Annotated in this window: 21 protein-coding genes; 11 read left to right on the forward strand and 10 right to left on the reverse strand. The window is 62.5% G+C overall.

The window, feature by feature from the left end:
- The first annotated feature begins 160 nt into the window (after positions 1–160).
- Positions 161–1,078: a LysR family transcriptional regulator gene (locus AC54AG_RS05540; RefSeq protein WP_034745670.1), complete on the forward strand. Its 918-nt coding sequence runs from the start codon at positions 161–163 to the stop codon at positions 1,076–1,078.
- 8 nt (positions 1,079–1,086) lie between these two features.
- Here the strand turns inward: AC54AG_RS05540 and rsmA are convergent, their stop codons facing one another.
- From rsmA to AC54AG_RS05560, 4 genes are all read right to left on the reverse strand, one after another.
- Positions 1,087–1,866: a 16S rRNA (adenine(1518)-N(6)/adenine(1519)-N(6))-dimethyltransferase RsmA gene (gene rsmA / locus AC54AG_RS05545; protein ID WP_034745667.1), complete on the reverse strand. Its 780-nt coding sequence runs from the start codon at positions 1,864–1,866 to the stop codon at positions 1,087–1,089.
- A gap of 100 nt (positions 1,867–1,966) precedes the next feature.
- The gene (gene pdxA, locus AC54AG_RS05550; protein ID WP_219328096.1) at positions 1,967–3,022 is read right to left on the reverse strand and encodes a 4-hydroxythreonine-4-phosphate dehydrogenase PdxA; all 1,056 of its coding nucleotides are present in this window, start codon (positions 3,020–3,022) and stop codon (positions 1,967–1,969) included.
- A gap of 19 nt (positions 3,023–3,041) precedes the next feature.
- The gene (locus AC54AG_RS05555) at positions 3,042–4,436 is read right to left on the reverse strand and encodes a peptidylprolyl isomerase (protein WP_496629674.1); all 1,395 of its coding nucleotides are present in this window, start codon (positions 4,434–4,436) and stop codon (positions 3,042–3,044) included.
- Positions 4,437–4,539: 103 nt separating this feature from the next.
- Positions 4,540–6,777, reverse strand: a complete 2,238-nt coding sequence (locus AC54AG_RS05560; RefSeq protein WP_070302867.1) for an LPS-assembly protein LptD — start codon at positions 6,775–6,777, stop codon at positions 4,540–4,542.
- Between the two features lie 99 nt (positions 6,778–6,876).
- Here AC54AG_RS05560 and AC54AG_RS05565 point away from each other — a divergent pair, with 99 nt between their 5' ends.
- The 5 genes from AC54AG_RS05565 (at position 6,877) to AC54AG_RS05585 (ending at position 12,241) form a co-directional block, all read left to right on the forward strand.
- The gene (locus AC54AG_RS05565) at positions 6,877–7,944 is read left to right on the forward strand and encodes an aminoglycoside phosphotransferase family protein (RefSeq protein WP_070302866.1); all 1,068 of its coding nucleotides are present in this window, start codon (positions 6,877–6,879) and stop codon (positions 7,942–7,944) included.
- Positions 7,945–7,987: 43 nt separating this feature from the next.
- The gene (gene murU / locus AC54AG_RS05570) at positions 7,988–8,707 is read left to right on the forward strand and encodes an N-acetylmuramate alpha-1-phosphate uridylyltransferase MurU (RefSeq protein WP_338680007.1); all 720 of its coding nucleotides are present in this window, start codon (positions 7,988–7,990) and stop codon (positions 8,705–8,707) included.
- Positions 8,707–10,029, forward strand: a complete 1,323-nt coding sequence (locus tag AC54AG_RS05575; RefSeq protein ID WP_496629720.1) for an aminopeptidase P N-terminal domain-containing protein — start codon at positions 8,707–8,709, stop codon at positions 10,027–10,029. The genes murU and AC54AG_RS05575 overlap by 1 nt, the downstream gene beginning before the upstream one ends.
- A gap of 9 nt (positions 10,030–10,038) precedes the next feature.
- On the forward strand, positions 10,039–11,181 hold the full coding sequence (locus AC54AG_RS05580) for a UbiH/UbiF/VisC/COQ6 family ubiquinone biosynthesis hydroxylase (protein ID WP_496629675.1): 1,143 nt from the start codon (positions 10,039–10,041) through the stop codon (positions 11,179–11,181).
- Positions 11,182–11,296: 115 nt separating this feature from the next.
- On the forward strand, positions 11,297–12,241 hold the full coding sequence (locus AC54AG_RS05585; RefSeq protein WP_081368390.1) for a GGDEF domain-containing protein: 945 nt from the start codon (positions 11,297–11,299) through the stop codon (positions 12,239–12,241).
- A 45-nt stretch (positions 12,242–12,286) separates the two neighbouring features.
- On the opposite strand, the gene AC54AG_RS05590 is transcribed toward AC54AG_RS05585, so the two are convergent.
- From AC54AG_RS05590 to AC54AG_RS05600, 3 genes are read right to left on the reverse strand one after another with little or no spacing between them, the layout of a single operon-like run.
- Complete coding sequence (locus tag AC54AG_RS05590; RefSeq protein ID WP_092712002.1) at positions 12,287–13,741, reverse strand: NAD(P)(+) transhydrogenase (Re/Si-specific) subunit beta; 1,455 nt, start codon at positions 13,739–13,741, stop codon at positions 12,287–12,289.
- A gap of 8 nt (positions 13,742–13,749) precedes the next feature.
- Positions 13,750–14,064, reverse strand: coding sequence for an NAD(P) transhydrogenase subunit alpha part 2 (locus AC54AG_RS05595; RefSeq protein WP_034745644.1), 315 nt, complete (start codon positions 14,062–14,064; stop codon positions 13,750–13,752).
- Between the two features lie 24 nt (positions 14,065–14,088).
- The gene (locus AC54AG_RS05600; RefSeq protein ID WP_072457269.1) at positions 14,089–15,201 is read right to left on the reverse strand and encodes a Re/Si-specific NAD(P)(+) transhydrogenase subunit alpha; all 1,113 of its coding nucleotides are present in this window, start codon (positions 15,199–15,201) and stop codon (positions 14,089–14,091) included.
- 412 nt (positions 15,202–15,613) lie between these two features.
- On the opposite strand from AC54AG_RS05600, the gene AC54AG_RS05605 reads away from it, so the two are divergent.
- Both AC54AG_RS05605 and mnmA read left to right on the forward strand, forming a co-directional pair.
- Positions 15,614–16,093 (forward strand): NUDIX hydrolase, encoded by a 480-nt coding sequence (locus tag AC54AG_RS05605; protein ID WP_034745637.1) that lies wholly within the window; start codon positions 15,614–15,616, stop codon positions 16,091–16,093.
- A gap of 31 nt (positions 16,094–16,124) precedes the next feature.
- On the forward strand, positions 16,125–17,246 hold the full coding sequence (mnmA, locus tag AC54AG_RS05610) for a tRNA 2-thiouridine(34) synthase MnmA (protein ID WP_034745634.1): 1,122 nt from the start codon (positions 16,125–16,127) through the stop codon (positions 17,244–17,246).
- Here the strand turns inward: mnmA and AC54AG_RS05615 are convergent.
- From AC54AG_RS05615 to AC54AG_RS05625, 3 genes are all read right to left on the reverse strand, one after another.
- A complete protein-coding gene (locus AC54AG_RS05615; protein WP_070303021.1) occupies positions 17,243–17,650 on the reverse strand; it encodes a response regulator in 408 nt (135 codons plus the stop codon). The genes mnmA and AC54AG_RS05615 overlap by 4 nt on opposite strands.
- 146 nt (positions 17,651–17,796) lie before the next feature.
- Entirely contained in the window at positions 17,797–18,570 is a 774-nt protein-coding gene (locus AC54AG_RS05620; RefSeq protein WP_496629676.1) for a 5'-3' exonuclease, read from the reverse strand.
- Positions 18,571–18,787: 217 nt separating this feature from the next.
- Positions 18,788–19,459, reverse strand: a complete 672-nt coding sequence (locus AC54AG_RS05625; RefSeq protein ID WP_072457271.1) for a glutathione S-transferase — start codon at positions 19,457–19,459, stop codon at positions 18,788–18,790.
- A gap of 164 nt (positions 19,460–19,623) precedes the next feature.
- Here AC54AG_RS05625 and AC54AG_RS05630 point away from each other — a divergent pair, with 164 nt between their 5' ends.
- The 3 genes from AC54AG_RS05630 to AC54AG_RS05640 all read left to right on the forward strand — a co-directional run bounded on the left by AC54AG_RS05630 (position 19,624) and on the right by AC54AG_RS05640 (position 23,406).
- Positions 19,624–20,676 carry a YjgN family protein gene (locus AC54AG_RS05630; RefSeq protein WP_496629677.1) on the forward strand — a complete coding sequence of 351 codons (1,053 nt, stop codon included), beginning with the start codon at positions 19,624–19,626 and terminating at the stop codon, positions 20,674–20,676.
- 1 nt (position 20,677) lies between these two features.
- Positions 20,678–21,691, forward strand: a complete 1,014-nt coding sequence (locus tag AC54AG_RS05635; protein ID WP_496629678.1) for a M48 family metallopeptidase — start codon at positions 20,678–20,680, stop codon at positions 21,689–21,691.
- Positions 21,692–21,795: 104 nt separating this feature from the next.
- Entirely contained in the window at positions 21,796–23,406 is a 1,611-nt protein-coding gene (locus tag AC54AG_RS05640; protein WP_034745628.1) for an FMN-binding glutamate synthase family protein, read from the forward strand.
- The last annotated feature ends 54 nt before the right edge of the window (positions 23,407–23,460 follow it).

Here is a 23,460-nt window from a genome sequence, read left to right on the forward strand (position 1 = left end):
CGTGGCGTGCTGCCGCGAGTACCGGCGCCGCCTGGCAAGCGCTTCTCTGAAGATTGTTGCCTTCAAGACAAGTAAGGACCAGTCCAGAATATGGTAAATTGCAGGATAAGAAAATTTGTTTATTTTTATAAATCCATTACTTTTTCTAATAAGCAAACCCATGCATGAACTGAGCAAGAAAATTTCCTTACGACATTTGCAAGCGTTTGCCACCCTAGCCCGGGTAAACAGCTTCAGCAAGGCCGCACAGGAATTGTGCGTGACCCAGCCGGCCCTCAGCGCATCGATCAAGCTGCTGGAAAACCAACTGGGAAAAAAGTTGTTTAACCGCACAACCCACCAGCTGGAACTGACGCGCGAAGGCAAGCTGGCGCTCGACTACGCCACGCATTTATTGAATACGGCGAGCAATACCTTTGCCGATATCCAGCGCGCCATCGGCAGCGGCCGGCACCGCATCCGCATCGGCGCCATCCCGTCGGCCATGGCGATGACGGCCGTGGTGGTGGCGCGCTACTGCGAGCAGCATGGCGATGAAGTGGAAATCGTCCTGTCGGACATGCCCAACGATGGCTTGCTGCACGCCCTGCATTCGGGCCAGCTGGACTTTTGCGTGGGCATCGAAGTGCCCGGTTCCGTGTCGCTGGAAAGCGTGGGCCTGTTCGAAGACGAGCTGGTACTGGTGACGGCGGGACGCCATGCGCTGGCGCCGCTCAAGGAAGTGCGCTGGGACCAGCTGGCGGGCCAGGAAATCGTCGTGTTCACCAAGGGCAGCATCTGGGAGTTCGCCTCGAGCGCGCTGCGCCAGCATGGCTTGAGCCCGTCGAGCCTGTACCAGATGATCCACAGCGAATCGCTGTACGGCGTGGTACGCGCCGGCATCGCCGTAGGCATCATGCCCAGCCTGTACACGACCTTCCTCAACGACGAGGACCTGCACGTGGCGCCGCTGCGCCAACCCACGTGCAAGCGCAAGATCGCCCTGATGCGGCGCAATGAAATCAGCCGCAACCACCATGTGGACGACTGTTTTTCAGCGCTGCGGCAGGATTTGCAGCAGGTCGACCAGTGGTTTTAAGTTAATACTTAAGCAGGTGCCTTCAGCAAGTTCGCCAAAGCCACATACTGCTCCAGCCCCACCGTTTCCGGACGCAGGGTTGGGTCGATGCCGGCCGCCTTGATCTGCTCTTCCGTAAACATCCCGGCCAGGCAGTTGCGGATCACCTTGCGGCGCTGCGAGAAGGCCTTCATGACGACGGCTTCCAAAGTCGCCTGATCGCAAGCCAGGCGCTCGGCCACGGGGATCATGCGCACGATGGCCGATTCCACTTTCGGAGGCGGATCGAAGGCCGTCGGCGGCACGATGAACAGCAGCGACATCTTGTAGCGCCACTGCAGCATCACGGACAGGCGGCCATACGCCTTGCTGCCCGGCTCGGCCACCATGCGTTCGACCACTTCCTTTTGCAGCATGAAATGCTGGTCCTGCACCAGCGGCGCGAAGTCCGCCAGGTGGAACAGCAGCGGGCTGGAAATGTTGTACGGCAAGTTGCCCACGATGCGCAGCTTCTGGCCGGCCGGCACGGGGATTTGCGCGAAATCGAATTTCAGCGCGTCGCCCGAATGGATCGTCAGCTTGGCCGGATTGAAGGTTTTTTCCAGGCGCACGATCAGGTCGCGGTCCAGCTCGACCACATGCATCTGCTTCAAATGGCGCAGCAGCTGCTCCGTCATGGCGCCCAGGCCGGGGCCGATCTCAACCATGGCATCGTCCGGCTGCGGCCCGATGGCGGCCGTGATGTCGTCGAGGACGAAGCGGTCATGCAGGAAGTTCTGGCCAAAGCGTTTGCGGGCAACGTGTTTCATAATGTGTTTTCTATTAATGCGGTAAAGCCGGCACAGGCCGGCGGAATCGGTTGAGCAGGCAGCGTCGGGTTACGCCGTGCCGGCTAACCCGACCTACGCTCTATGCTCTGGTCGGGGTGCTGGCGCGCAACATGTCGAGCGCCGTTTGCAGCGCTTGCTCCATGCTGTGGCCATCGGCCAGCCCCAGCCCTTGCGCGGCCAGGTCCAGCGCCGTGCCATGGTCGACCGAGGTGCGTATCAGCGGCAAGCCCAGGGTGATATTGATGCCGCGCCCGAAGGTCGCGTATTTCAGCACGGGCAAGCCCTGGTCGTGGTACATGGCCAGCACGCAGTCGGCATCGGCCAGGTATTTGTGCTGGAACAGGGTGTCGGCCGGGTACGGTCCGCGCGCATCGATGCCGCGCGCTTGCGCCGCCGCAATCGCCGGAGCGATGACATCGATTTCCTCGCGTCCCAGATAGCCGCCCTCGCCCGCGTGCGGGTTCAGGCCGGTGACGAGAATGCGCGGCGCGGCGATGCCGAATTTCCGTTGCAGGTCCGACTGGAGGATATCGAGGGTGACGGCCAGGCTGTCCATGGTGATGGCAGCGGACACGTCCTTCAACGGCAGATGCGTGGTGGCCAGCGCCACGCGCAGGGTCGGTTCGCCATGGCCGGGTTCACCGGCCAGCATCATCACCACTTGCGGCGTGCCGGTTTTTTCTGCCAGGTATTCCGTATGGCCGGAAAAGGCCACGCCGGCGTCGTTGATCGTGCTCTTTTGCAAGGGCGCCGTGACCATGGCGCCAAACCAGCCGGCTTCGATGCCTTCCACGGCCGCGTCCAGGGTGGCGAGCACGGAACGCCCGTTTTCCTTGTCCAGCACGCCGGGAATGACATTGTTCACGGTGGGAATATCGATCACGGCCAGGCGGCCGGGTCCGAACTGGGGCAAGCCGCTGTTGCGTACGGCTTGCAGCGACAGCGCCGCCAGACGGATCTCCGGGTCGATCAGGCTGGCCGTCAGCGCCAGGAAGGCGGCGTCGCCCAGCAGGATGCAGTTGACCTCATGCCGCATGGCCCAGGCGGCGCGGATCGAAATTTCCGGGCCGACACCGGCCGGTTCGCCACAGGTAATGGCGATGGCCGGGCGGCGGGCAACAGGCAAGTTACTCATGCGCAATCAGTCAGCGGCATTACTGGTCGTCCGCGCGGAATTCGACGTAGGCACGGTCGCGCACTTCGCGCGCCCAGTTTTCCGTCGCTTCTTCCAGCTTGCGTTCGCGCAAGGCGTTGCGTGCGGCAGCGCGCTGCTTCTCTTTCGAGACGTCATCGCTCTTGCGTTCCAGCACTTCGATCAGATGGAAGCCAAAGCTCGATTCGATCGGTTCGCTCACCTCGCCCGGTTTCAGCGCATTCATCGCCGTTTCGAATTCCGGCACGGTGTCGCCTGGATACAGCCAGCCCAGGTCGCCGCCCTTGGCTGCGGAGCCGTCGTTCGAGAACAAACGGGCCAGGTCTTCGAACTTGGCAGCCTTGTTGTCGAGACGCTCTTTCAGCTCCAGCAATTTACGCTTGGCTTCGGCCGCCGACAGGGTCGGCGTCACTTTCAGCAGGATGTGGCGGGCATGCGTCTGCTGCACGGCGGCGACGGCTTGCGCCTCGGCAGCGCTGCGGCGGTCCACCAGTTTCAGGATATGGAAGCCCGTGTTGCTCTTGATGATAGGCGTGATCTGGCCCGGCTTCAATTTCAGCAATTGCTCCGTGAACAGGGGCGGCAGGCGGTCGCTATTGCGCCAGCCGATATCGCCGCCGCTCAGCGCATCGCTGGCGTCGGAATAGCTGGCGGCCATCTTGGCGAAATCGGCGCCCGTGCGCAGTTGGCGGCTGACTTCTTCGGCGCGCGCGCGGCGTGCGGCGATTTGTTCAGGGCTCGAGTTTTCCGGGATGCGCACGAGAATTTGCGCCAGGTTCAGCTCCACCTGTTCGCTGGCGGCCGCCTTTTCCGCTTCCAGGAAGTTATCCACTTCGGAATCGGAAATCTGGATCTTCGCGTCGACTTCGTGCTCGCGCAAGCGCTGCATGATGATTTCATCGCGGATTTCTTCGCGGAAGGTCGCAAATGGCGTGCCTTCTTTTTCCATCTGGTTGCGCAGCTCTTGCACCGTCATCTTTTGCTGTTCAGCAATACGGCCAATCGCGCGGTCCAGGGTCAGGTCATCCACACGGACGCCCATTTCCTTGGCCAGCTGCATTTGTGCGCGCTCGACAATCATGCGCTCGAGCAGTTGACGACGCAGGTCGGCAGGATCGGGCAAGGGCACGTTCTGCGCCTTCATGCGCTGCTCCACGCTCTTGATACGGGCCGCCACTTCATTGCGCGTAATCACATCGTCATTGACGACGACGGCGATGGAATCGATGGTCTGGCCACTGCTCGACGCGGGGGGAGTGAATCCCTTGACCGGCGCTGGGGCAGCGGCAGCGGGCTTGGCCACAGGAGCTGGCGCAGCCTGTTGCGCCCAGACACTACTGGTCGTGGCGCCGGAAATGGCGCACAACAAAACCGTTGCAATTTTGAGTTGGTGCATACTGGCATTACGCATAATGTGTAGAGCGCTCATGAGTTCAGGTGAATAAAAAAACCGGTTTGTGCCAGCGCCGGGAACACCGGCGGCGGCAACGGTGCCTATCTTAACGGAGTGGCTGGCTCAATGTCTGGTAACCAGGGATGGTTTTTGTAAAAGTTTCCAGGCCATTCGCACCCAGGCCCAGGCCATTCGACAAGCCCGTCAATTCCAGCTGGAAGAAGATCGGCGTCGAGACAGTCTTGGTCGTCGTCACAAAACGCTGCGCGCCCATGCGGAACACCCAGCAGTCGCCCTTGTATTCCAGGCCGACCAGGCTTTCCAGCATGCTGCGATCCTTGATGGAGTAACTGATGCGGCCGACGCCATACAGCCGGTCCGTCAACGGCCATTGCGTCGACACTTCCGCATTGCGCAGGACGTCACGCTGAAAACGGTTACTGAAATTCAATACCTTCTTCGGCCCTGGCTGATATTGCAAGGTGTAGTTGTAGCTCATCAGGCGGCGATCGCTGGGATTGTACTGCAACAGGCTGTCGGCGGTCCAAGTCTCGGACACGCGGCCCGTTGCGGCCAGCAGGATATCCGAACGCGACTGGTTGACGGGCGTCGTCGAATTGAGCTGCACGCGCTGGTCGGCAAAATAGAAACGCTGGCCGAAAGTCAGGCGCATGCGCTCCGTGCCGTCCGATTGCAGGAAGCGCGAGACGACGGCGGCCGTGACCTGGTTGGCGTCGCCGATGCGATCGCTGCCGACAAAACGGTTTTCCGTGAAGATCTGCGTCAGGTTGAACGTGCCATCGGCCGTATCGAAGTTCGGGAACTGCGACTGGTCGCGGTACGGCGTGTAGACGTAGAACAGGCGCGGCTCCAGGGTTTGCGTGCCACCCTTGGCGCCAAACAGATTCGTGTCGCGTTCAAACACCAGGCCGCTGTCGACCGAGAAGGTCGGCACGGCGCGCGTAAACGAGGTGTCCTTAAACAGCGCCTTGGTCCGAGCGTCATTGTCGAGTTGATACGCGCTCGCATTGAGCATTAGCTTGGGCGTGATGAAGTAGCCAGGGCGCATGATGGGGAAACTCACCTGCGGCACGGCCACGAGGCGCGAGCCTTGCACCAGGGTCGGATGCGCGAAGCGCGTCGCTTCCGCGTCGAAGGTCCAGTCGAAACCGCCCCAGACGTCGTATTTGCCTGCGTGGAAGTTCACCGCCGGCAAGCGGTCATACGGGCGTGGCACGACCACATTGGGATCGGGATCCTGCAGCACCTGGTAATTCTGCACGCGTGCCGTCAGGCTCCAGTCCTCGGTGCGGTAATCGGTGCGCAATTCGCGCAGCAACTGGCGCTCGGTGGCGGAGGCGACGGTTTTCGAGAAATCGTTCGGGTAATTATTGTCCGACGCCTCGCGCAGATCCCAGCTATAAGTCCAGCCCTTGGCCAGCGCCTGCTCATGCTTGGACTTGATCATGTAGCGGTTGGTCTTGGTTTGCTTGTCGTTAGGCAAGAATTCAAACGACGTTTCACCGCCATACAAGCCGGCATCCGTCTCGCCCATGTAGCGGCCCGTCGCACCGAGCTGGATGCCGCGCCGCTGGATGTAGCGAGGGAACAGGGTCAGGTCGCGGTTCGGCGCGATGTTCACGTAATACGGCATCAGCAGCTCGAAGCCGTTCTTCGAGGCAAAGCCCGGCGTGGGCGCCAGCCAGCCCGAGCGGCGCGCACCCGACAGCGAAAACGAAATGCCCGGCGTGCCCAGGATCGGCACGTCCTTGAAATAGATGATGGTCTTGCTGCCGGTGCCCACGTCGCGGCCCGTATCGAGATTCAAAGTGCTCGATTTCAGGTACCAGTCCGGATTCGGCCCTTCGCAGGTACTGTACGTGCCGTCGATCACAGTGGCTTCGTCTGGATTGATGAAGTCGACGCGCTCGGCCTTGCCCTGGCCGCCGCCCACTTCGAAGCGATAGGTCGGGTTGAGCAGGAAACCCTTGCCGGTCTCCATGTTCAGCTTCAGGACGTCGCCCGTGTAGTAATCGCCGAAACGCCACATCTTGATATGGCCCTCGGCGTCGAACTGATCTTCAACTTGTTTGTAACAAGCTGTATCGGCCGTCATTTTTGTGGTTTTTCCGCGCTCAATCACGACATTCTGGTCGAGATTGATCTCTCTTTCCGGTCGTCCGTTCATGCTGTTCGCCGTCATGACGGTGGGCGCGTCGGGATCTTCCACATGCACGGGACGCGGTGCTTTCTGGGCGTGGACAGGCACCGTCGTGGCGGCGACGAGCGCGCTGATGGCGAAAGCCCAGCGCTGCGAAGGGGGGGAGGCCGAAAACCAGCTCATGAATTGGAAGGGGCAAGCACCATTGACAGGCGATTTTTTGATTTGAATCCCTTATTATATGGGAATCTGCACCATCAACCCGATTCCACAGGCCGCTTAATGTCATTCTCCCCCAATTCCTCCGCCGCGCCGGCCTCCGCCGACGCTCGCCTGACCCTGTTGAAAGCCTGGTTGACCTCGCTTAACCTCGTCGCGCCCGAATCCGCCCGCCCCGCTTCCAGCGATGCCAGCTTCCGCCGCTACTATCGTCTCGATGTGCTGCCAGGCAACACAACATTGCCAGGAAGTACACTGATCGCCATGGATGCGCCGCCCGAGCGCGAAAACGTGCCCGCCTTTGTCAAGGTGGCCGGCTTGCTGAAAGGCGCCGGCGTGTCCGTGCCCGAGATCATCGCGCAAGACCTGGAGCAGGGCTTCCTGCTGCTCTCCGACCTGGGCACGACCACCTATCTCGACGCCCTGAACCACGACAACGCCAGCGTGCTGTACGCCGAAGCGCTGGAATCCTTGATGAAAATCCAGTTGGCCAGCCAACCCGACGTACTGCCCGAATTCGACCGCGCCTTCATCCTGCGCGAAATGAATCTGTTCCCGGAATGGTTTATCGGCAAGCACCTGGGCGCCACCTTGACGGATGTGCAACAAACCCAGCTGGACAAGGTCTTCGAAGCCATCACGGCGAATATCTTGTCGCAGCAGCAAGTATTCATGCACCGCGACTACCATTCGCGCAATTTGATGCACATCAACGATGGCTCCATCCCGAATCCCGGCATCCTCGACTTCCAGGACGCCGTTTTCGGCCCCGTCACCTACGACATCGCCTCGCTGCTGCGCGACGCGTATATCCAGTGGGATGAGGAACTGGTGCTCGACTGGGTGATCCGCTACTGGCAGCGCGCCAAGCAGCTGGGCTTGCCAGTCAATCCCGACATCGACGCCTTCTACCGCGATTTCGAATTCACGGCGCTGCAGCGCCACCTGAAAATCCTCGGCCTGTTCGCGCGCCTGAATTACCGCGACGGCAAGGATCTGTACATGGGCGACCTGCCAACCGTGCTCGATTACGTGCGCAAGACAGCCAACCGCTATACGGAACTCAAGCCGCTGGTGCGTTTACTCGATGCTCTTGAGAACAAAACGCCGCAAGTCGGCTATACATTCTGATCACTTCAGAGCAATTTACAATGAATCAGAAAACGAGTACCCCATGAAAGCCATGATCTTTGCCGCAGGCCGCGGTGAACGGATGCGTCCGCTTACCGATACCTGTCCCAAACCGCTGCTGAAAGTGCGCGGCCGTCCGCTGATCGTCTGGCATGTGCTGAACCTGGTGCGCGCCGGCATCACGGACATCGTCATCAACCATTCGCACCTGGGCCATTTGATCGAGGAGACCCTGGGCGACGGCAGCGCGTACGGCGCGCGCATCGCGTATTCGCCCGAGACCACGCCGCTGGAAACGGCGGGCGGCATCGCCCAGGCGCGCCACTTGCTGGGCGAGGAACCGTTCCTCGCCATTTCCGGCGACATCTATTGCCCGTATTTCGATTTCAAGCAGGTGCTCGACGTGCTGGCCGACAAGGATGTGCTGGGCACGCCGTACCCGGCCGACCAACGCGATATCGCCTGGGCCTATCTGGTGCCCAATCCCGACTTCCACCCGAAGGGGGATTTCGGCCTGACCTTGTTCGCGATCAACAATACGGACGACACCAAGTGGACCTTCGCCAATATCGGCGTGTACCGTCCTGAAATGTTCGACGGCATCGCGCCCGGCAGCCACGCCAAACTCGGCGATTTGCTGCGCCGGTATGCGGACCAGGGCCGCGTGGGCGGTGAAGTCTATACCGGCGAATGGACCAATGTGGGTACGCCAGCGCAACTCGATGTGCTCAATGGCGTGGCAGCGAAGGCGCCTGCCGCATGATGGCCAATTACGCGGCACGGCGCGCGGCGCTGCTGGCGCAGATGCTGCCGGGCAGCGTGGCCATTCTCGCCACGGCGCCCGAAGTGCCGCGCAACAGCGATTGCGATTATCCGTATCGCCATGACAGCTATTTCTATTACCTGAGCGGCTTTACGGAACCCGACAGCGCCGTGGCCCTGGTGGCCGCCAGCGCCACGGCGCCCGCGCGCACCATCCTGTTTTGCCGCGCCAAGAATACGGAGCGCGAAATCTGGGACGGTTTCCGCCATGGCCCCGAGGCGGCGCGCGCCACGTTCGGTTTTGACAGCGCCTTCCCCATCGAGGAACTCGACGTGGAAATGACGCGCCTGCTGGCCGACTCCCCCGCGATCTACTATGCGCTGGGCGGCAGCCTCGATGCACAGGTCAAGGTCTGGCGAAACAATGTGCGGCAAAAGGCCCGCAGCGGCGTCACGGCGCCCGCCATCGCGCATGACATCAACGGCATGCTCGACGCCATGCGCCTGCTGAAAGACACGGAAGAACAAAACCTGATGCGCCGCGCGGCCGCCATTTCCAGCGCAGCCCACGTGCGCGCCATGCGCGCCACGCGTCCCGGCATGCACGAATATGCGCTCGAAGCGGAGCTGCTGTACGAATTCCGACGCAGCGGCGCGCAGTTTCCCGCCTATTCCTCCATCGTGGCCGGTGGCGGCAACGCCTGCATCCTGCACTACAGCGCCAACAACGCGGTATTAAAAGACGGCGAGCTGGTATTGATCGACGCCGGCTGCGAACTCGATGGCTACGCCTCGGACATCACGCGCACCTGGCCCGTCAACGGCCGTTTCAGCGGCCCGCAGCGGGCGCTGTATGAACTGGTGCTGGCCGCGCAGCAAGCGTCGCTGGACATGGTGCGCCCCGGCTTGCCGCACAGCGCCATCCACGAGGCGGCCGTGCAGGTGCTGGCGCAGGGCATGCTGGACCTCGGTTTGCTGGACCGGCAAAAAAGCGGCGGCGCGCAGGACGTCATCGCCGACAAGGCCTATATGCCCTTCTACATGCACGGCACCAGCCACTGGCTGGGCATGGACGTGCACGACGTGGGCGCCTACCGCGACACGGATACCCCCGGCAAGCCGTGGCGCGCGCTCGAAGCGGGCATGGTGCTGACGGTGGAACCGGGCATCTATGTGCGTCCTGGCCCGGGCGTGCCGGAGCAGTTCTGGCATACGGGCATCCGCATCGAAGACGATGTGCTGGTTACGCCGCAAGGCCATGAAGTCTTCAGCACGGCGCCGAAGAGCGTCACTGAAATCGAACAACTGATGTCACAGGATTAACGACGCCGCATGCATACACCGTCCACTTTCGATCTCGCCATCTGCGGCGCCGGCCCCGTCGGCATGGCGCTGGCCGCCCTGCTGGTACAGCGCGGCAACCGCGCCGCTCGCATCGCCCTGATCGACGCCAAATCCATCGAACAAGCGAGGCGCGATCCGCGCACCATCGCCCTGTCGCACGGCAGCCGCCAGATTCTCGAGGAAGCGGGCGCCTGGCCCGTGGAAGCGACACCGATCCATCAAATCCACGTCTCGCGCCGCGGCCAGTTCGGGCGCAGCCTGATGGACCGCAGCGAGCATGGCGTCGAAGCGCTCGGTTATGTGGCCCGTTACGGCGCCGTCGTCAGTTCGCTGGCCGACGTGTGCGAGCGCCTGGGCGTGGCCAGCCTGCGCCCGGCGCTGGTGACGGGCAGCGTGGAAGACGCCGATGGCGTGAGCGTGCAGATCGACCAGGCGGGCGCCGCGTCGAGCTTGCGCGCCAGCCTGCTGGTGCAAGCCGAGGGCGGCCTGTTCGGCCAGCAGCCGGAACGCGCCGTCAGCCGCGACTATGGCCAGAGCGCCATCATCGCCCATGTGCGCACAAGCAGCCCCATCGCCCACCGCGCGTATGAGCGCTTCACCGACGAAGGCCCGCTGGCCCTGCTGCCGCAGGACGACGGCTACGCGCTCGTGTGGTGCGTGCCGCCCACGCGTGCAGAACAATTGCTGGCGCTGGACGACGCTGCCTTTCTGGCCCGCCTGGGCGCCGCCTTCGGCAGCCGGCTGGGACGCTTTACGCACACGACGGCGCGCCTGGCCTATCCGCTGGGCTTGAACGCGCAGGCGAACGGCACGGCGCGCACGGTCGCCATCGGCAATGCGGCGCAAACCCTGCACCCGGTGGCGGGACAAGGCTTGAACCTGGGCTTGCGCGACGCCGCCGTGCTGGCCCGCGTGCTGGCGCAGGACGGCAGTCCGGCCGGGCTGGAACGCTACGCCAGCCTGCGCCAGACCGACCGGGGGCTGACCGTGCGCGTCACCGACACCATGGCGCGCATCTTCACGGGCAGCGCCCCCACGCAAGGCTTGCTGGGCCTGTCGCTGGGTTTGCTGGACGTATTTTCCCCTGCACGCAGGGCACTGGCTGGGCTGATGATGTACGGCCGCCGATAAGGCTTAACAATAAGGAAAGAGCTGGGGCGAAAAAGAAACAGGGAACATATCCGGCATGGAATAAACGGCCCGCGGATGCGACAATGGCTGTCACCTGGCTTTTGGCGACCGTTCCATGACAGATGTATTGCCCGCAGCACCGCCTGCCGCTCTTCCCGAAGTGCTCTTTTCCCGCCTGCTGGAAGACGCCCTCGACGCCGTCATCATCATCGACGAGCATTGCCGCATCCGCTATATCAATGGCGCCATGCAGGCATTGTCGGGCTATGCGAGCGGGGAATTGCTGGGCCAGACCTTGAACGGCCTGCTGCCCGACGCCGTCGGCGCGCAGCACGACAATCACGTGATCAATTACATCCGCAGCTCGCGCACGTCCAGCGTGCTGGGCAAGATACGCGAATTCGCCATCCGCCACCGCGACACGCAGATGATCCCCATCGAAATGAAGGCGATGGACCTGGGCGTGGTCGACGGCATCCGCTATTTCGGCGCCTTCTTGCTCGACGTGCGCGAACGGCGCGAACTGGCGGCAAAGAACGCCAGCCTGCTGGCGCAGCTGGAACAGCAGGCGCTGCACGATGCGCTGACGTCGCTGCCGAACCGGCGCGCGTATGAAGCGCAAGCCGAGCAGGCGATGGCGCGCGCGGCGCGCAGCGGCGCCGCCCTGACCGTGGGCGTGGCCGACCTCGACCATTTCAAGAAGATCAACGACCGCTACGGCCATGCCGTGGGCGACGCCGTACTGCGCACGGTGGCGCAGGCGCTGCGCGACACGGGACGCATCACCGACGTGGCGGCGCGCCTCGGTGGCGAGGAATTCGGCCTGCTGTTCCCCGACGCCAGCCTGCAGCAGGCGCATAGGGTGGCCGAACGCATCCGCGCCGCCGTGGCCGCCGCCATCACGCCGTTGCCCGATGGCGGCGAACTTCAGGTGACCATCAGCATCGGCGTGGCGTCCCTGACGGCCGGTGCCACGCTGGATGCGGCCATGTCCGATGCCGACAAGGCCCTGTACGCGGCCAAGCACCAGGGCCGCAACAAGGTAGTGGCGGCCCAATAAAAACGGCCCGCGCAAGGCGGGCCGTGCGGTCGCTGCAAGCCGTGCTTATTCGACGGCCTTGAGCATATCCTCGATCACCTTCTTCGCATCGCCAAACACCATCATCGTGTTCGGCTGGTAGAACAGGTCGTTGTCCAGGCCCGCATAGCCGGACGCCATCGAACGCTTGTTGACGATGATGCTCTTGGCTTTATACGCTTCCAGAATCGGCATGCCGGCGATCGGCGATTTCGGATCTTTCGCCGCCGGGTTGACGACGTCGTTCGCGCCCAGCACCAGCACCACGTCCGTCTGGCCGAATTCGCCGTTGATGTCTTCCATCTCGAAGACCTGGTCGTATGGCACTTCCGCCTCGGCCAGCAGCACGTTCATGTGGCCCGGCATGCGCCCCGCCACGGGGTGGATCGCATACTTGACGGTGATGCCCTTGTGCGTGAGCTTTTCCACCAGTTCCTTCAGCGAGTGCTGCGCGCGCGCCACGGCCAGGCCGTAGCCGGGCACGATGATGACGGTTTCCGCATTGCTCATGATGAAGGCGGCATCGTCGGCCGAACCCGATTTCACGGGCCGCTGTTCCTGCGCACCGGCCGCGCCGGCCGCCGGCGCATCGCCGCCGAAGCCGCCGAGGATGACGTTGAAGAACGAGCGGTTCATGGCCTTGCACATGATGTACGACAGGATCGCGCCAGACGATCCCACGAGCGAACCGGCGATGATCAGCATCGAGTTATTCAGCGAAAAGCCGATGCCGGCCGCGGCCCAGCCCGAGTAGCTGTTGAGCATCGACACCACCACCGGCATGTCGGCGCCGCCGATGGGGATGATGATCAGCACGCCCAGCGCAAAGGCGATCAGGGTCATGACGATGAACGGCGTCCACGCCGGTTCGACGCCATCGGCGAAGCAGAACGCCAGGCCCAGTCCCACCATCACCAGCGCCAGCACGAGGTTGAGCATGTGCTGGCCCTTGAAGCTGACGGGCGCGCCCTGGAACAGGCGGAACTTGTATTTGCCCGACAGCTTGCCGAAGGCGATCACGGAACCGGAGAAGGTGATGGCGCCGACAAAGGTGCCGATGAACAGTTCGAAGCGGTTACCGATGGGCAGCGCCTCGCCATGCTTGGCGATATTGAAAGCCCATGGTTCCGACACGGCCGCCACGGCGATACACACTGCGGCCAGGCCGATCAGCGAGTGCATGGCCGCCACCAGTTCCGGCATCTTCGTCATTTCCACGGTTTTCGCCAGGTAGGCGCCGATGGCGCCGCCCGTGACGATGCCGATGATGACGAGGGTCAGGCCCATGCCGCCCGTTTGCTGCTCCTTCAGTTTCAGGATCAGCGCCACGGTGGTGACGGCGGCAATGGCCATGCCGCTCATGCCGAAGGCATTGCCGCGGCGCGCCGTCGATGGCGACGACAGGCCTTTCAGGGCCTGGATGAAGCACACCGAGGCGATCAGGTACATCATCGTCACCAGGTTCATGGTGACGAAGCTCATGGCGTGACTCATTCTTTTGCTCCTTGCTTGGCCTTCGGTTCTTTTTTACGGAACATCTCGAGCATGCGCTGCGTGACGAGGAAGCCGCCGAATACGTTGACGGCGGCCAGCGCGACGGCCAGGGTGCCGGCCACTTGCGCCAGCGGGCCATCGGTCAGGCCGGCCGCCAGCATGGCGCCGACGATGATGATCGCGGAAATGGCATTGGTGACGGCCATCAGCGGCGTATGCAGCGCCGGCGTGACGGTCCAGACGACGTGGTAGCCGACATAAATGGCCAGCACGAAGATGATCAGGTTGGTGATGGTGTGACTGATTTCCATGATGTTGTTCTCTCCGGCGCCGCGTTATTTTCTGAGGATGTCATTGCCTGCGCAAACCAGGCTGGCCTTGATGATTTCATCCTCGCGGTCGATCAGCAATTGATCGTCCTTGTCGATGATGAGCTTCAAGAAGTCCAGCACGTTGCGCGCATACAGGGCCGAAGCGTCGGCCGCCACCAGGGTGGCCAGGTTCGGCTCGCCCACGATGTAGACGCCGTGCTTGACCACGGTCTTGCCCAGTTCCGACAGCGGGCAATTGCCGCCCTGCTCGACGGCCAGGTCGACGATGACGGAGCCCGGTTTCATGGCTTTCACCGTTTCTTCGGAGATCAGCACGGGCGCGGCGCGGCCGGGAATCAGCGCGGTGGTGATGATGATGTCGGCCAGTTTCGCCCGTTCGTGCACGAGTTCGGCCTGGCGGCGCATCCAGTCGGCCGGCATGGCGCGCGCATAGCCGCCCGAACCCTTGGCGATCTCTTTTTCTTCATCGGTGAGGAAAGGCACGTCGAGGAACTTGGCGCCCAGGGACTCCACTTGTTCCTTGACGGGCGGGCGCACGTCGGACGCTTCGATGACGGCGCCCAGGCGCTTGGCCGTGGCGATCGCCTGCAGTCCTGCCACGCCCACGCCCATGATCAGCACGCGGGCCGCCTTGACGGTGCCGGCCGCCGTCATCAGCATCGGCATGAAGCGCTGGTAGGTATTCGCGGCCACCAGCACGGCCTTGTAGCCGGCGATATTCGCTTGCGAGGACAGCACGTCCATCGACTGCGCGCGCGTGATGCGCGGCACGGCTTCCAGGGCGAAGGCGGACAGGCCGGCCGTGGCCATGGCGGCGATATTGTCGGCGTCAAACGGGTTCAACATGCCGATCAGCACCGTGCCGCTGGCCATCAGGGCCCGTTCATCGGCATCGGGCGCGCGCACCTTGAGCACGATGGCGCAGCCATAGGCTTCCCGGGCGGTGCCGATCTGCGCGCCGGCGGCGGCATAAGCGTCGTCGGGAATCGAGGCTTGCAGGCCCGCTCCGGACTGCACGACGACTTGATGCTTGGCTGCCAGCTTCTTGACTGTCTCGGGCGTTGCCGCCACCCGCGTTTCACCAGGCCGTGTTTCGGCCGGTATGCCTATCCTCATGATGCCTCCGCTAATTGATAAACTGACTAGAATCTAACACGGAAAGCAGCGCGTTAAACGTTTGTGAAGCAGCAACTTTTAGTCGTACGACACTAATTTACCCGTAATACCAATCCTTGTTCCGCCATGCGGTATGGCGACCATATTGTGGGAAAGGTGTGTCAATCTCACCACAGTCGAGCACGCGTACGCGCTTGTTTTGACCACAGGGAAAGCCTATATTAGCGGGCGCTTGCTACCCTCTTGCCGACTAAGCCCCCATGCTAGTGCGCTCCCCGGGACAGACGTAAGTACCTCCCACCGCTATTTGCTAAAACGTTGTCATTTATCAATATGTCCGCGCAACAAAAGGCCGGCTTCAAACCGCGCGCGCAGAACAAGATAAAATGTCGGCTCTTTCAAGGATGGAATCATGCCGAGAATCTGGAAACCCTCTGTCACCGTTGCCGCCATCGTCGAACGCGACGGCCTGTTTTTACTGATTGAAGAAGAGACCAGCGAAGGCATCAAGATCAACCAGCCGGCCGGCCACCTCGACCCGTTCGAGTCGCTGGAGCAGGCGGTGATCCGCGAAACGCTGGAAGAAGCGGCTTACGATTTCATCCCCACGGCACTGGTCGGCATGTACATGTCGCGCTATCAGTCGTTGCGCACGGGCGAGGACGTGACCTACTTGCGCTTCACCTTTTGCGGCACGGCCGGCGCCGAGCATGACCGCCCGCTGGACGAAGGCATCATCCGCACCTTGTGGATGACGCGCGACGAGCTGGCCGCGTGCCAGGAGCGCCACCGCAGCCCGCTGGTGCTGCAGTGCGTGGACGAATACCTGGCTGGCAGGCGCGCGCCGCTGGCCCTGCTGCACACGCATGCGTCCGTTTTCAATAGCGCATAGCAACATTATCTAAAGTACACTGGAAAGCAAGATGAGCAAGAAGAAAGTCGTTATCGGCATGTCGGGCGGGGTCGATTCCTCGGTCGCGGCATGGATGCTGAAGGAACAAGGCTATGAAGTCATCGGCCTGTTCATGAAAAACTGGGAAGATGACGACGATTCGGAATACTGCTCCACGCGCCAGGACTGGATCGACGCGGCCAGCGTGGCCGACGTCATCGGCGTCGATATCGAAGCCGTCAATTTCGCCTCCGAATACAAGGACCGCGTGTTCGCCGATTTTCTGCGCGAATACCAGGCCGGCCGCACGCCGAACCCGGACGTGCTGTGCAACGCCGAAATCAAGTTCAAGGCCTTCCTCGACCACGCCATGACCCTGGGCGCCGACCTGATCGCCACCGGCCACTATGCGCGCGTGCGCCAGGCGCCGACCGACGCAGGCCGTTATGAACTGCTGAAAGCCGTCGACGCCAGCAAGGACCAGAGCTACTTCCTGCACCGGTTGAACCAGGCGCAGTTGTCGAAAACCCTGTTTCCGCTCGGTGAAATCCCGAAGACGGAAGTACGCAAGATCGCTGAAAAACTGGCGCTGCCGAACGCGCAGAAGAAGGATTCGACGGGCATTTGCTTTATCGGCGAGCGCCCGTTTCGCGAATTTTTGAACCGCTACCTGTCGTACAAGCCGGGTCCGATGAAAACGGCCGACGGCAAGACCGTGGGCGAACATGTGGGACTGAGTTTTTATACCCTGGGCCAGCGCAAGGGCATCGGCATCGGCGGCGTGAAGTCGTACCAGAACGCGGACGGTAGCAGCGACGCCTGGTATGTGGCGCGCAAGGATATCGCCAACAACACCCTGTGGGTGGTGCAGGGTCATGACCACCCGTGGCTGCTGTCGCCGGCCTTGACGGCCGACCAGGCCAGCTGGGTCGCCGGCACGGCGCCGCAGGCGGGCGCCTTGAGCGCCAAGACGCGCTACCGCCAGGCCGACGTGGCTTGCCAGCTGCTGCCGGATGGGAATGAACACTTCGGCCTGGCCTTCGACCAGGCGCAATGGGCCGTCACGCCTGGCCAGTCGGCCGTGCTGTACGACGGCGACGTGTGCCTCGGCGGCGGCATCATCGCCAGCGCGACGGGCCTGGCTGGCGTCTAACTATTGCCTTGCGCGGCGGCGGCCAAAGCCTGCTGCTTGCGCACCATGGCAATCACCGTATTGCGCACGGTTTTCAGGACCGTGTCGGCCATGAACGGTTTCACGATAAAACCCGACACGCCCATGGCGAGGGCCGCCTGCAGCGAGGTGGCGTCGATGCCGCCCGAGACCATGAAAATGAGCGTCTTCGGATACTGGGCGCGGATGGTTTGCACCACATTGGTCCCGTCTTCCACCTGCTCGCGCGCGATGCAGACGAAATGCGGATGGTGCTTGACCAGCAGCGCCAGCCCCAGCGCGCTCGTATGCGTCTGACCGCAGACATCGTAGCCGCCATCGGTCAGGACCGTGTTCAGCAGGCCGCGCGCCACGGCGCTGCTATCGATCAGGACTGTCTTTAACATCATGATTACTTCCCTTGCTTGATTTTCTATTGCGAGTTCCACTTAGAGAGCGCCCATCAAAATGCTCAGGGCTAGGCGCGTTGCCGAAGGCAGTACGAATGTACGACGAGGCAAGGCAACAACGCCATGAGCTTTTTTTGGGCGCTCTACTTTTCCCACACCAGCTTGTTCCAGGTGACGCCCAAGGTCACGTCGGTCTTGAGCGCAACTAACTTTCTTGAAAGATACAGTATTTCCCGCTCTTTTCGCAGGCTTTCACCGAGCGCACCGGGCAAAATGCCCGCGCCAGCCATCACGGCGTCGATATTGCCGTAGGCGCGCAACAGTTTTGCGCCCGTCTTCAGGCCGATCTTCGACACGCCGGGGATGCTGTCGGTGACGTCGCCCATCAGCGCCAGCAGGTCGGGCAGCAGTTCCGGCGGCACGCCGAACTTTTTCTCGACCCAGGCGTGGTCGTGCCAGACGCCCTTGAAATGGTCCCACACCAGGGCGCCGTGCGCGATCAGGCCATGCAAATCCTTGTCGGTGGTGGCGATGACGGCCGCGCCGCGCCCCTCGTGCAGCCAGCGCATGACGGCCGTGCCGATCACGTCGTCGGCCTCGACCTCGGGAATGCTGACCACGTGCATGCCGAAGCTGGCCAGGGTGGCGTAGAAGCCAGGCAAGGCGTCGCGCAGCACCTGCGGCATGGGCTGGCGCCCCTCGCGGTAACCGGCATACAGGGCGTGGCGCCAGGTCGGGCCGCCAAAGTCGAAGGCAGGCAGGATATGCGTCGGCTCGTGGTCGTTGATGAGCATGCGGAACGACGACAGCGCATGGCGCAGCGCGATCTCCGCCTTCAGGTCGGAATCGGGTTCAGGACTGGCTTCGTAGACGCGGCGTACGATATTCAAGCCGTCGATAGCGAGGAGTCTGGCCATGCGGTAAGTGGATACTGATTGAATTGATCATTTTACCGTATGGAGCAAGCACTATTCCCCCGCGAATTACGCTTGGCAGGTTTTACGCGGCGTAACAACGCCTAACAAAACCGTAGCGAGCGGAAGTGAATTGTGGCTAAGAAGCGCAACCGTACTCAAGTACGGTGAGCATCGCAGGCCGCAAGTCGCGACGCGCAGTAGGTTTGGTTAGGCGTTCTCACTTGGCGAAATCGTAGGGCCCGCCACGTTCGAGCGCCCGCTGATAGGCTGGCCGCGCATGAATGCGCTTCAGGAACGCCGTCAGCTTTGGCAGGCGCTCGTCGAGTCCGCCGCGCATGGCCGCCGCTTCCAGTGGAAAGCTCATCTGGATGTCGGCCGCCGTGAATTCATTGCCGGTAAACCATTTGCTGTTCTCCAGTTCCGCTTCCATGTAGGCCAGCTGGCTGTTGATATTGGGCAGGATAAAGCTGCTCTTGACCTTGCTGGCGATGCCGCGCGCGATCGGTTTGACGAAAAACGGCATCGGCGACGATTCGACCTTGTCGAATACCAGCTTCATCAGCAGCGGCGGCATGGCCGAGCCTTCCGCGAAATGCAGCCAGTAGGTCCAGCGCAGCTTCTCCGGCGTGCCCGCCGCCGGGATCAAGCGGCCATTGCCGTAGCGCTCGACCAGGTACTCGATGATGGCGCCCGATTCGGCGATGGTGTTGGCGCCATCGGTGATCACGGGCGACTTGCCCAGCGGATGGACGGCCTTCAGCGAGGCGGGCGCCAGCATGGTTTTCGGGTCGCGCTGGTAGCGCTTGACCTCGTAATCGAGGCCCAGTTCCTCGAGCAGCCAGAGCACGCGCTGCGAGCGCGAATTGTTCAGATGATGGACGACGATCATGGTTTTCCCGTTAAGCGATGGTTGAGTTCCAGTATAGCCGGGACGGCCGGATCGGGGCGGCGCAAGGGAATCTGCAAAAAAATTGCGAAAAACAGTATTTTCAATTGATAACTTTTCAATCTTCCCTTATCTTGTTTTGTTTCCAATAAGTAAGGAAACCCCCTGTGGATTTCGACACCAACAACACCACGCCCAAGCGCGAAGCCATCACCTTCAGCGCCACCGGCAGCGAATACTTCCGCATCTGGATCGTCAACCTGCTGCTGAGCATCGTCACCCTGGGCATTTACTCCGCCTGGGCCAAGGTGCGCCGCAACCGCTATTTCTATTCCAGCACCCACCTGGCTGGCAGCAGCTTCGAATACCACGGCAATGCCGTCGCCATCCTGAAGGGCCGCATCGCGGCCGTCGTGCTGATCGGCGGCTATAACATCGCCTTCCAGATCTCGCCCATCATCGGCCTGATCATGCTCGTCTTGATGATGGCCGTGCTGCCATGGCTGGTGTGGAAAAGCCTGCAATTCAAGCTGTACAACACCAGCTACCGCGGTATCCGCTTCGGCTTTGACGGCAGCGCCAAAGAAGCCTACAAATACTTCCTGTGGCTGCCCATCCTGAACACCTTCACGGCTGGCCTGATGACGCCGTTCCTGCACCAGCGCCTGAAGCGCTTCCAGCACACGCAAAGCCGCTTCGGCAGCAGCAACTTCAGCTTCGACGCCTCGGTCGGCAGCTTCTACAAAACCTATTTGCTGTTCTTCGCCCTGCTGCTGGCCGGTTTCCTGATCCTGATCTTTGTCGTCTTCGCCAGCGTCTTCGCCACGTTTGCCACCGATGCCAACGATGTCACCAAGGCCGGCAGCATCTTCGGCGCCGTGGCCGCCCTGTATGCCTGGGCCTTTATCGTGCTGCCGCTGTTCCTGACCATGATCCAGAACCTGATCTGGAACCACACACGCCTGCAGCAGCACCAGTTCCAGTCGCAGCTGACGTGGGGCCGCACCACCTTCATCATGCTGACCAACCTGCTGGGCATCGTCGTCACCCTGGGCCTGTTTTCGCCATTCGCCCAGGTGCGCTGGCTGAAGTACCGCCTGGAAGCGACTTCGATGCTGGTGCACGGCAGCCTCGACGCCTTTGTCGCCGCCACCGGAGAGCAAGTGTCGGCCACGGGCGAAGGCATGGTCGACCTGCTGGACTTCGACCTGTCGCTGTAGCATGACGCTCGACCACGACGCGCCGGGCGCGGCCCCCGTGCCCGCGCGCTATTTCGACGGCCAGACCTCGCGCCTGTACCACGTCACGCTCAGCGTGCGCGATGGCATGGCCGTGCTGGCCGGCGATATCGAACGCAGCTGTCCGCTGGGCGAGCTGCACGTGTCCGAACGCAGCAGCCACGCCGTGCGCAAGGTCAGCTTTCCCGACGGCGCCTACCTGGAAATCGCCGACCAGGCGGCCTTCAACGACATGCTGCATGACACGGGCCACCGCGATGGCTGGGTGGTGCGGCTGCAGCAAAGCTGGCGCGGCGCCCTGCTGGCCACGGTCGCCACCGTGCTGGCGCTGTGGCTCAGCTATCAGTACCTGCTGCCGGTCGTGGCGAAGGGCGTCGCGTATGCGATTCCCCAGTCCGTCGAGCGCCAGCTGGGCCAGGGCGTGCTCGATTTCCTCGACGAACACGTGTTTGAGGCAAGCAAGCTCGCTGACGCGCGCCAGCAAGCCCTGCGCGCCCGGTTCGCGCGCCTGGCCACGCCCGGCGACAGCACGCCCGAGCACCGCATCGTTTTCCGCAAGAGCAAAATCGGTCCGAACGCGTTCGCCCTGCCGTCAGGCGACATCGTGCTGACCGATGAAATGGTGGAACTGATGCCGGACGACGATGCCATCATGGGCGTGCTGGCGCATGAACTGGGCCATTTGCAGCAGCGCCACCTGACGCGCCGCCTGATCCAGACGTCGGCCGTGGGCGCCGGCGCGGCGCTGCTGTTCGGCGACGTGTCGACCGTGGTGGCGACCTTGCCGCCGCTGCTGCTGGACTTGAAGTATTCGCGCGACGTCGAGCGCGAGGCGGACGACTACGCGATCGCCATGCTGCGCCAGAACGCTATTCCACTGGAACACCTGGCGCAAGTGTTTGTCGCCCTGGGCAAGCTGGATCACGGCACGCCCTACCTGTCTAGCCATCCGGCCAGCGCAGAGCGTGTCGAGCGTATCCGCGCCGCACAGCGCTAAGTCTTCACGCGGCGTCCACCGGGCGCCGCTTTCTTTCCCTCCAGCACGTTCGGCGAATCGAAGGTAGACTCGACAGTTACCAGTCTGACTTCACCGGAGTGCCCATGCACCTAGTACCATTTCGCTACCTGACCTTCATTGCGACGGCAGCCATCTTTGTCCTGTCCCTGTTTTACTACGATCATTACTGGCTGCCCGTGCTGGCCGGTGCGCTGACCCTGGTCGGCATCAGCGACCTGCTGCAAACGAAGCGCGCCCTGCGCCGCAATTACCCCATCCTCGCGCATTTCCGCTTCTTTTTTGAGAGCATCCGCCCCGAAATCCGCCAGTATTTCCTGGAAAGCGACAGCGAAGCGACGCCGTTCTCGCGCAGCCAGCGCAGCATCGTCTACCAGCGCGCCAAGGAGCAGACGGACAAGCGTCCGTTCGGCACCCAGCTCGACGTGTATGAAGCGGGCTACGAATGGATCAACCATTCCATCGCGCCCGCCAAGGTAACGGGCCACGACTTCCGCATCGAGATCGGCAACCATCCGGACTGCCGACGTGAAAAGCCGTATTCGGCCAGCGTCTTCAATATCTCGGCGATGAGCTTTGGCGCCCTGTCGGCCAACGCCATCCTGGCCCTGAACGGCGGTGCCCGCAGCGGCGGCTTCATGCACGACACGGGCGAAGGCAGCATCAGCCCCTACCACCGCGAAAACGGCGGCGACCTGGTGTGGGAAATCGGCTCCGGCTACTTCGGCTGCCGCAATCAGGACGGCACGTTTTCGGAAGAACGCTTCATCGCCAACGCCAGCTCCGAGCAAGTGAAAATGATCGAGCTGAAAATGTCGCAGGGCGCCAAGCCGGGCCACGGCGGCGTACTGCCCGGGCCGAAAGTGACGATCGAGATCGCCACCACGCGCGGCGTGATGGTGGGCGAGGATTGCGTCTCGCCGGCCGCGCACAGCGCCTTTTCCACGCCGCTGGAAATGCTGCACTTCATCGACCGCCTGCGCACGCTCTCCGGCGGCAAGCCGACGGGCTTCAAGCTGGCCATCGGCCATCCGTGGGAGTTCTTCGCCATCGTCAAAGCCATGCTGGAAACGGGCATCACGCCCGACTTCATCGTCGTCGACGGCAGCGAAGGGGGCACGGGCGCCGCGCCCCTGGAATTCACGGACCATGTGGGCACGCCGCTGCAGGAAGCGCTGGTGCTCGTGCATAACACCCTCGTGGGCGCCAACCTGCGCGCGAAGATCAAGATCGGCTGCTCGGGCAAGATCATCACGGCCTTCGACATCGCCCGCCTGCTGGCGCTGGGCGCCGACTGGTGCAATTCGGCGCGCGGCTTCATGTTCGCGCTGGGCTGCATCCAGTCGCAAAGCTGCCACACGGACCGCTGCCCCACGGGCGTGGCCACGCAAGACCCGCAACGCCAGCGCGCGCTGGTGGTGCCCGACAAGATCGCCCGCGTGGCGCACTTCCACCAGAACACCATGAAGGCGCTGGCCGAACTGATCGCCGCCGCCGGCCTGGCGCACCCGCAGGAGCTGCGTCCGCACCACCTGGTGCGGCGCATCTCGCCGAACCAGGTGAAACTGGCGTCGGCCCTGCTGCCGTTCCTCGAAGCGGGCCAACTGCTCGACCCGAGCCAGCTGCCGCAACTGCCGCCCGTGTTCGGCCTGTACTGGCCAAAGGCGCAATCGGCCTCGTTCCAGCGCCTCGATTGATACGGCCTTTGCGCAAGTGGAGCAATACCACTTAATAACCACTTGCGCAAATAT

Source organism: Janthinobacterium sp. BCJ23 (genome assembly GCF_059617945.1).

What these genes read in the sequence shown, in the direction of transcription:
- AC54AG_RS05635 (WP_496629678.1), top strand. Translation starts at nt 20,678, where the DNA reads ATGACGCTCGACCACGACGCGCCGGGCGCGGCCCCCGTGCCCGCGCGC.
- AC54AG_RS05555 (WP_496629674.1), bottom strand. Translation starts at nt 4,436, where the DNA reads ATGCACCAACTCAAAATTGCAACGGTTTTGTTGTGCGCCATTTCCGGC.
- rsmA (WP_034745667.1), bottom strand. Translation starts at nt 1,866, where the DNA reads ATGAAACACGTTGCCCGCAAACGCTTTGGCCAGAACTTCCTGCATGAC.
- AC54AG_RS05595 (WP_034745644.1), bottom strand. Translation starts at nt 14,064, where the DNA reads ATGGAAATCAGTCACACCATCACCAACCTGATCATCTTCGTGCTGGCC.
- AC54AG_RS05565 (WP_070302866.1), top strand. Translation starts at nt 6,877, where the DNA reads ATGTCATTCTCCCCCAATTCCTCCGCCGCGCCGGCCTCCGCCGACGCT.
- pdxA (WP_219328096.1), bottom strand. Translation starts at nt 3,022, where the DNA reads ATGAGTAACTTGCCTGTTGCCCGCCGCCCGGCCATCGCCATTACCTGT.
- mnmA (WP_034745634.1), top strand. Translation starts at nt 16,125, where the DNA reads ATGAGCAAGAAGAAAGTCGTTATCGGCATGTCGGGCGGGGTCGATTCC.
- AC54AG_RS05605 (WP_034745637.1), top strand. Translation starts at nt 15,614, where the DNA reads ATGCCGAGAATCTGGAAACCCTCTGTCACCGTTGCCGCCATCGTCGAA.
- AC54AG_RS05600 (WP_072457269.1), bottom strand. Translation starts at nt 15,201, where the DNA reads ATGAGGATAGGCATACCGGCCGAAACACGGCCTGGTGAAACGCGGGTG.
- AC54AG_RS05590 (WP_092712002.1), bottom strand. Translation starts at nt 13,741, where the DNA reads ATGAGCTTCGTCACCATGAACCTGGTGACGATGATGTACCTGATCGCC.
- AC54AG_RS05575 (WP_496629720.1), top strand. Translation starts at nt 8,707, where the DNA reads ATGGCCAATTACGCGGCACGGCGCGCGGCGCTGCTGGCGCAGATGCTG.
- AC54AG_RS05585 (WP_081368390.1), top strand. Translation starts at nt 11,297, where the DNA reads ATGACAGATGTATTGCCCGCAGCACCGCCTGCCGCTCTTCCCGAAGTG.
- AC54AG_RS05625 (WP_072457271.1), bottom strand. Translation starts at nt 19,459, where the DNA reads ATGATCGTCGTCCATCATCTGAACAATTCGCGCTCGCAGCGCGTGCTC.
- AC54AG_RS05560 (WP_070302867.1), bottom strand. Translation starts at nt 6,777, where the DNA reads ATGAGCTGGTTTTCGGCCTCCCCCCCTTCGCAGCGCTGGGCTTTCGCC.
- AC54AG_RS05580 (WP_496629675.1), top strand. Translation starts at nt 10,039, where the DNA reads ATGCATACACCGTCCACTTTCGATCTCGCCATCTGCGGCGCCGGCCCC.
- AC54AG_RS05540 (WP_034745670.1), top strand. Translation starts at nt 161, where the DNA reads ATGCATGAACTGAGCAAGAAAATTTCCTTACGACATTTGCAAGCGTTT.
- AC54AG_RS05620 (WP_496629676.1), bottom strand. Translation starts at nt 18,570, where the DNA reads ATGGCCAGACTCCTCGCTATCGACGGCTTGAATATCGTACGCCGCGTC.
- AC54AG_RS05615 (WP_070303021.1), bottom strand. Translation starts at nt 17,650, where the DNA reads ATGTTAAAGACAGTCCTGATCGATAGCAGCGCCGTGGCGCGCGGCCTG.
- murU (WP_338680007.1), top strand. Translation starts at nt 7,988, where the DNA reads ATGAAAGCCATGATCTTTGCCGCAGGCCGCGGTGAACGGATGCGTCCG.
- AC54AG_RS05640 (WP_034745628.1), top strand. Translation starts at nt 21,796, where the DNA reads ATGCACCTAGTACCATTTCGCTACCTGACCTTCATTGCGACGGCAGCC.